The sequence below is a fragment of the Streptosporangium sp. NPDC050855 genome, assembly GCF_044456585.1.
Taxonomy (GTDB): Bacteria; Actinomycetota; Actinomycetes; order Streptosporangiales; family Streptosporangiaceae; genus Streptosporangium; species Streptosporangium longisporum.
Map to the genome: position 1 here is coordinate 81,747 of NZ_JBITFY010000026.1, position 6,055 is coordinate 87,801.

The following is a 6,055-nucleotide window of genomic DNA, read 5'->3' on the forward strand; positions in this document are numbered from 1 at the left end:
GGGAAGGCCGTACCGCATGAGAGTCACACTGGTCCGCGGGGACATCACCGAGCAGGACGCCGACGCCGTCGTCAACGCCGCCAACTCCTCACTCCTGGGTGGCGGCGGGGTCGACGGGGCCATCCACCGGCGCGGCGGCCCGGCGATCCTGAGGGAGTGCCGTGAGCTGCGCGCCTCCCGCTACGACCGCGGGCTGCCGACGGGACAGGCCGTGGCCACCACCGCGGGCGACCTGCCGGCCCGCTGGGTCATCCACACCGTCGGGCCGGTGTACTCCTCCACCGAGGACCGGTCGGACCTGCTCGCCTCCTGCTACCGAGAGTCCCTGCGCGTCGCCGACGAGCTCGGCGCGGCCGTCGTCGCCTTCCCGGCCGTGTCCGCAGGGGTCTACGGTTGGCCCGTCGGCGACGCCGCCCGGATCGCGGTCGAGACCGTGCGCGCCACCCCGACGAAGGTGACCGATGTCCGGTTCGTCCTGTTCAACGAGGAGGCGTACACCGCCTTCGAACGGGCCCTCGACACCGGGGAGAACGGGGGGTCCTGAGGAGCCCGGGGATTCGCGGGCTCCTGGTCCTGAGGAGCCCCGGGGTTCGCGGGGCTCCTCGGCCGCGTCCCGTCGCTTCCACATGATCCCTGTAAGGGTTATAGTTCGGTTTATTCGGTTACCGAGGCGAGGAAGAGCGTGCGGATCTCCATCACCGACTACGCGGCCGGGGCGACCCTGGCCGGTGATCTGGCCAACACCTCGCCCACCGTGCAGGCGGTGACGGGCGAGGCCCTGCCGACCCCCGAGACGTTGACGGAGTTCCTCACGGGGCACGGGCTGCGGCTCGACGCCATGGCCGGCGGACGGGTGCCGTCCCGCGACGACGTCCGCGAGGTCCACCTGCTGCGCCGGGAGGTGCGCGGCGTCGTGGAGACCGAGACGGAGGATCAGGCCGTCGCGGGCGGCGCCGTGCTGGCCGGGCGGGCGGGACTCAGGCCCGTGCTGCAGCGTGACCCCGGCGGGCGGTGGCAGTGGTACGTCCCGACCAGGCCGGGCGCGTCACTGGCCGAGGAGCTGGCCGCGTTCGTCGGCATCGGGCTGCTCGGCGCCGTCCGGGCACTCGGGCACGGCCGGTTCCGCGCCTGCGCCGCCCCGGGCTGCCGCGGGGTGTTCGTCGACATCAGCCGCGGGGGGCGTCGCGTCTACTGCAGGCCGGACGTGTGCGGTAACCGGATCAATGTTGCCAATCACCGCGAAAGGCGGCGGCTTGGCAGCGCCGCTCACTGAAGGACGTCAGGAGAACCCCATGAACGACCCCCTCGACGGCACGACGGCCCGTCCGCCGGGCGGCCCGCCGCTCGATGGCGCCTTCCGGCTCCCCGACGGCACCTGGATCCGCGGCCGCGGCCTTCGCCGTCCACCGCCCGAGGGGCCCGTCCCCGACTTCGGCCTCTACCTGGGCTCCGACCGGCTCCGCCGCCGCCACGAGGGCGGGCTGACGTGGCCGCACGCGTGGATCCGATGGTCCGACTTCCTGCTGCCCCGCGACCGCGACGCGGCCGTGGAGCAGATTCGCGCGCTGTACGAGCGGGCGCGGGCGGGCGCCGCGGTGGAGGTCGCCTGCGGGGGCGGCGTCGGCCGCACCGGCACGGTCGTCGCCTGCCTGGCCGTCCTGGCCGGCCTCGACCCGGCCGACGCCGTCGCCTGGACACGTGAGCACCACCACCGCCGGGCCGTCGAAACCCCGTGGCAGCGCCGCTGGGTACTGCGCTTCCCATCGCCCGTCCACCCGGAGCCACCCGACTAGACCGTGTCGTCACGGCGTCACCGGCGTCACGGCCACATCGGCGGATCGACGGGTCGGCACGCGCTTGATAAACGCGGCCATCTGGAAGGATTCACCCCGTGGTCACCGTGTGATCACCGTCCGGCACGCATATCCCGGCCGCCGGAAAACGGCGCGTCACCGTTGACCGGATAAGCGGACACGGGGGGCGAATCATCACGGACCGAATTCGCGTCCCGGGGATATCCCCGCCACGGTCCGGCCCCTCCAGCCCTGGTCAGCACCCCTCCCCCATTAATCCCGACATCTCATATTTAAACCGGAAATTTCTACAAAGCTCGACGTGTCCACCTTCACCGATCCCGATGTAATCGCCATATGCCGCCCTGCCGCTATCTGTCCCAAGAATCCTCCCGTATCGTTGTGGCGTGACGGCAGAGAAGAGACGCCAGCACGACCAGGAGTTTCACGACGGGGCCGGCCGGATCGCCAGGGAGACCCGGCGGCTCATCTCCCAGGTGGCCCGCGAAACGGGTGTCAGCGAGGACGCGCTGAGAGAGTCGGTCGCCGGCGACCTCGGCGAACCGCCCCCGGTGCCCGGTACCGGACCGGAGACGTCCGGGCCCGGAGGAACGGCCCACCGGCCCGCCGGGCGTCCAGGGCTCGACGGTCACCTGGAGGACACCGGGCATCCGGAGCACGCGCCTCCGGAGCCGCCACCGGCCCCGCGCCTGATGGGGGGATGCGTCATCTGACAGGACGCCCGCGGCCTCGGCCGTGTCCGTGAGGACGTCGCCCGGGCCGGTCCGGACGCGACCGCGTCCACCGGCCCGCGAGCGCGTCCGGACACCGCACCGAGGCACATCTCGTCACACGCCGGGGTTCTCGACCGGGCGCGGTCCTTCCTTCCCGCCCGCCGGAGAACCCCGGCGTCTCCCTGCCCGCAGCGGGGAGGCCACGACCCGGACACGCCGGCGTGTCACGCTCGGCACGCCGGCCTCACGAAGAAGGTTTCATGATCAGCATTCACGCCCTCGTCGGTATCGCGACGGTGGCCTTCGGGATGGTCATCTCACCGGGCCCCAACATGATCTATCTGATCTCACGGACCCTGACCCAGGGACGCCGGGCCGGGTTCATCTCGCTGCTCGGCGTCGCGGTCGGCTTTTTCGTCTACATGGCCGCGACGGCGGCGGGGCTCTCCACGATCTTCGCCCTCGTCCCGCAGCTCTTCACCGCCATCAAGATCGCGGGAGCCGCGTACCTGCTCTGGCTGGCCTGGCAGGCGGTCCGGCCGGGCGGGCAGTCGGTCTTCACCCCGAAGGACCTGCCCGAGGACCCTCCGCGCAAGCTCTTCACGATGGGACTGGTCACCAACCTCCTCAATCCCAAGATCGCCATTCTTTACATCTCGCTGCTCCCGCAGTTCGTCGACCCCGAGCGCGGCAACGTCGCGGCGCAGAGCCTGATCCTGGGGCTCACCCAGATCTGCGTGGCCCTGACCATCAACGGCCTGATCGTGCTCACCGCGGGCTCCGTGGCCGGCTTCCTGACCGGACGGCCGTTCTGGATCCGCGTCCAGCGCTACCTGATGGGCACGGTCCTGGCCGGGCTCGCCCTCAGCATCGCCGCGGACCGGTGACCTGCCGCCGGGCGCCCCGTCCGGGCGCCCGGCAGCACGACATCTAGCGGCCTGGCCGCTTTAGGACTTCCTGAGACAGTTGTCCCATCTCATCGCAGTCAGCATCGTCTAGTCATGGATCTGGCGATCGCCGAAGAACGTCTCGCCTGAGCGACTCGGGCACCGCTGACTGATGGGACCCCTTCGATGACATCCTCAATTCGGCTCACTCACCACCGCCTGGAGGACGGAACTCGTGATCTGCTCGGCAAGGAGATCACCGAGCGCGTCACCGCGGCAGAGCTGGAACCGGACGCGGACGAGGCCATCCTCGCCCGTATCGGCGCGCAGGCACTGAGCCGCTACCTGGCCGGGGAGATCCTGCACGGCATCCACATGTTCTCGGTGACGGCCCGCCACGCGCTCCTCCTGCAGAACCTGCCCACCCAGAGGTTCCCCGCCACCCCGGTCAACGGGTTCGGCACGGAGACCGAACTGGCCGTGATCAACGCCCTCCACTTCGGCCTGATCCAGCTCCTCGGGATCACACCGTTCGCGGTGAGCTACGAGAACGACGGACGGCTGATCCGCAACGTGATCCCCAACCCGGCCGCGTCCGGCACCGCCAGCTCGTGGGGAGCGGACTCCGAGTTCTTCTGGCACACCGACAATCCCCACCTGCCCTTCGGTGACGCGGGCGCGAACCCGCGCCTGTACGTCCCGCGCTACCTGACCTTCTACGCGGTACGCAACGAGGAACGGGTACCGACCGAGCTCGCGGCCATGGAGGACGCCGTCGGCCGGCTCGACGAGCTCACGCAGCGCCGGCTCCAGTCCCCCTCGTACGAGGTGAACCCTCCGGCGTCGAACGACGCGGGGGCGGCGGGGGCACGCCCGCTGAGCGACACCGCGCTACTGGAGCAGAGCTCGGAGGGGCTGCGGGTCCGCTACGACCGCGGCACGACCGGGGCACGCACCGCCGAGGCGGGCGCCGCGCTCCGGACCTGGTCCGACACGCTGGCGGCCATGCCGTCGAAGGAACTCTGCCTGGAGCCCGGCGACTTCATGATCTTCGACAACTACCGGGTCCTGCACCGCCGGAAGGCGTTCCGGCCGATGCCGCCCCAGAACGCGCGCTGGCTGCGCCGCTGCTACGCGAGCTGACGACAGAACCGAGGAGATGGAGAATGGGAATGTTTCGAGTGGCGATGATCGGTGGCCGGCCCGCCCCGGTGACGGGTGCGAAGGAACTGGGCATCGACGTGGTGCTCGTCCACCAGGAGGGCATGTACGACCCGGCGATCGCGGCGCACTGTGAGCGGATCGTGCACGCGCCCATCGACGACGGCCCGGCGATCCTCGAGGTCCTGCGGCCGCTTCACGAGGAACGCCCCTTCGACCGGGTCCTCACCACCACCGAACCCGCGGGCGAGTCGACCGGGTACGTGGTGGACGCGCTGGGCCTGCCGGGGGTCACCGAGGCCACGGCCCGCGCCCTGAGGGACAAGACGCTGACCCGCAAGCTGCTCGCCGAGCACGACCTCAGCCCGGTGCGCTACCGGACGCTGAACAGCGCCGAGGACGCCACGGAGTTCCTGGAGTCGGTCGGCGGCCCGATCGTCATCAAGCCGATCGACGGCGCCGCCAGCCTGCACATCCACGTCGCCACGGGCGCCGACGAGGCGGTGCTGGCGTGGAAACACCTGCAGGAGGCGGGGATCACGTCGGCGATCGGCGAGGAGTTCCTGGAGGGACCGGTCGTCAGCGTCGACTCCTTCTCCCACGCCGGCCGGCACCTGCCCATCGGGTACTCCGAGTACCGGATGAACGACCGTTTCGTCGAGTGGGAGGTCAGCACGCCGAGCCGGGTCGCCGCGCCCTACCTCGACCAGCTCCGCGAGCTGACCCCCAGGCTGCTGGACGCCGTCGGCCTCACCGAGGGGCCCTCGCACAGCGAGTTCGTCCTCACCCCCGACGGCCCGCGGGTGCTGGAGTCCCACGCCCGGCTGGCCGGAAGCGGTGCGCCCGAGCTGGTCAGGCGCGCCTTCGGCCTGGACCTGGCGCGGATGATGCTCACCGTCCCGCTGGGGATCGACGAGCTGCCGCTCACCTCCCCCGAGCCGATCAGGGGCGCGGCCGTGAGGTTCTTCACCCCCGACCCCGGCAGGATCGCGTCGATCACCGTCGACGAGGACATCCCGGCCGTGGTCAGGCGCATGAAGCCGGGCGAGGTGCCGAACGTCTTCCTGCCGTACCTGGAGACGCTGCTGGACGTCGAGGTGGGAGCGGTCGTCATCAAGAACGAGGGCGACGAGGTTCCCCCGCTGCTGACGGTCGCCGACTGCACCTCCGGATACGTGATCGCCTCCGGACGCGACGCCGCCGACGCGGTGGCCAAGTGCGACGCGGTCAACGACATGATCCGGTTCGAGATCGCCTGACCCGGACGGCCGGGGCCCGCGACCCCGGAGGATCCCAGACGACGGTACGCGGCCGGGCGCCGCTCTCCCCTGCTTTCACGCGCCCGGCCGACCAGTTCTGAAAGGAAGCCGATGACGGCCCTGCTCGTGCTGGAGGACGGACGTGTCTTCCACGGGACCCCCTACGGAGCCGAGGGGGAGACCTTCGGTGAGATGGTGTTCAACACGGGGATGACCGGCTA

At 70.9% G+C, this 6,055-nt stretch carries 8 protein-coding genes; all 8 read left to right on the forward strand.

Annotation, left to right across the window (positions count from 1 at the left end):
* Positions 1 to 16: 16 nt before the first annotated feature.
* Positions 17 to 544: an O-acetyl-ADP-ribose deacetylase gene (locus ACIBCT_RS36195; protein ID WP_399196503.1), complete on the forward strand. Its 528-nt coding sequence runs from the start codon at positions 17 to 19 to the stop codon at positions 542 to 544.
* A gap of 138 nt (positions 545 to 682) precedes the next feature.
* Positions 683 to 1,273: a CGNR zinc finger domain-containing protein gene (locus ACIBCT_RS36200; RefSeq protein WP_399196504.1), complete on the forward strand. Its 591-nt coding sequence runs from the start codon at positions 683 to 685 to the stop codon at positions 1,271 to 1,273.
* A gap of 19 nt (positions 1,274 to 1,292) precedes the next feature.
* The gene (locus ACIBCT_RS36205) at positions 1,293 to 1,793 is read left to right on the forward strand and encodes a protein-tyrosine phosphatase family protein (protein ID WP_399196505.1); all 501 of its coding nucleotides are present in this window, start codon (positions 1,293 to 1,295) and stop codon (positions 1,791 to 1,793) included.
* 407 nt (positions 1,794 to 2,200) lie between these two features.
* Complete coding sequence (locus ACIBCT_RS36210) at positions 2,201 to 2,527, forward strand: hypothetical protein (RefSeq protein ID WP_399196506.1); 327 nt, start codon at positions 2,201 to 2,203, stop codon at positions 2,525 to 2,527.
* A 260-nt stretch (positions 2,528 to 2,787) separates the two neighbouring features.
* Positions 2,788 to 3,414: a LysE family translocator gene (locus ACIBCT_RS36215; RefSeq protein WP_399196507.1), complete on the forward strand. Its 627-nt coding sequence runs from the start codon at positions 2,788 to 2,790 to the stop codon at positions 3,412 to 3,414.
* 186 nt (positions 3,415 to 3,600) lie between these two features.
* Positions 3,601 to 4,557, forward strand: coding sequence for a TauD/TfdA family dioxygenase (locus ACIBCT_RS36220; protein ID WP_399196508.1), 957 nt, complete (start codon positions 3,601 to 3,603; stop codon positions 4,555 to 4,557).
* Positions 4,558 to 4,580: 23 nt separating this feature from the next.
* Positions 4,581 to 5,834 (forward strand): ATP-grasp domain-containing protein, encoded by a 1,254-nt coding sequence (locus tag ACIBCT_RS36225; RefSeq protein WP_399196510.1) that lies wholly within the window; start codon positions 4,581 to 4,583, stop codon positions 5,832 to 5,834.
* A gap of 111 nt (positions 5,835 to 5,945) precedes the next feature.
* On the forward strand, positions 5,946 to 6,055 hold a 110-nt coding region (locus ACIBCT_RS36230; protein ID WP_399196514.1), incomplete at its 3' end, for a carbamoyl-phosphate synthase domain-containing protein.

Excerpts from the sequence above, each read along its gene's own strand:
- ACIBCT_RS36195 (WP_399196503.1), top strand. The coding sequence starts at position 17 with ATGAGAGTCACACTGGTCCGCGGGGACATCACCGAGCAGGACGCCGAC.
- ACIBCT_RS36205 (WP_399196505.1), top strand. The coding sequence starts at position 1,293 with ATGAACGACCCCCTCGACGGCACGACGGCCCGTCCGCCGGGCGGCCCG.
- ACIBCT_RS36215 (WP_399196507.1), top strand. The coding sequence starts at position 2,788 with ATGATCAGCATTCACGCCCTCGTCGGTATCGCGACGGTGGCCTTCGGG.
- ACIBCT_RS36220 (WP_399196508.1), top strand. The coding sequence starts at position 3,601 with ATGACATCCTCAATTCGGCTCACTCACCACCGCCTGGAGGACGGAACT.
- ACIBCT_RS36225 (WP_399196510.1), top strand. The coding sequence starts at position 4,581 with ATGGGAATGTTTCGAGTGGCGATGATCGGTGGCCGGCCCGCCCCGGTG.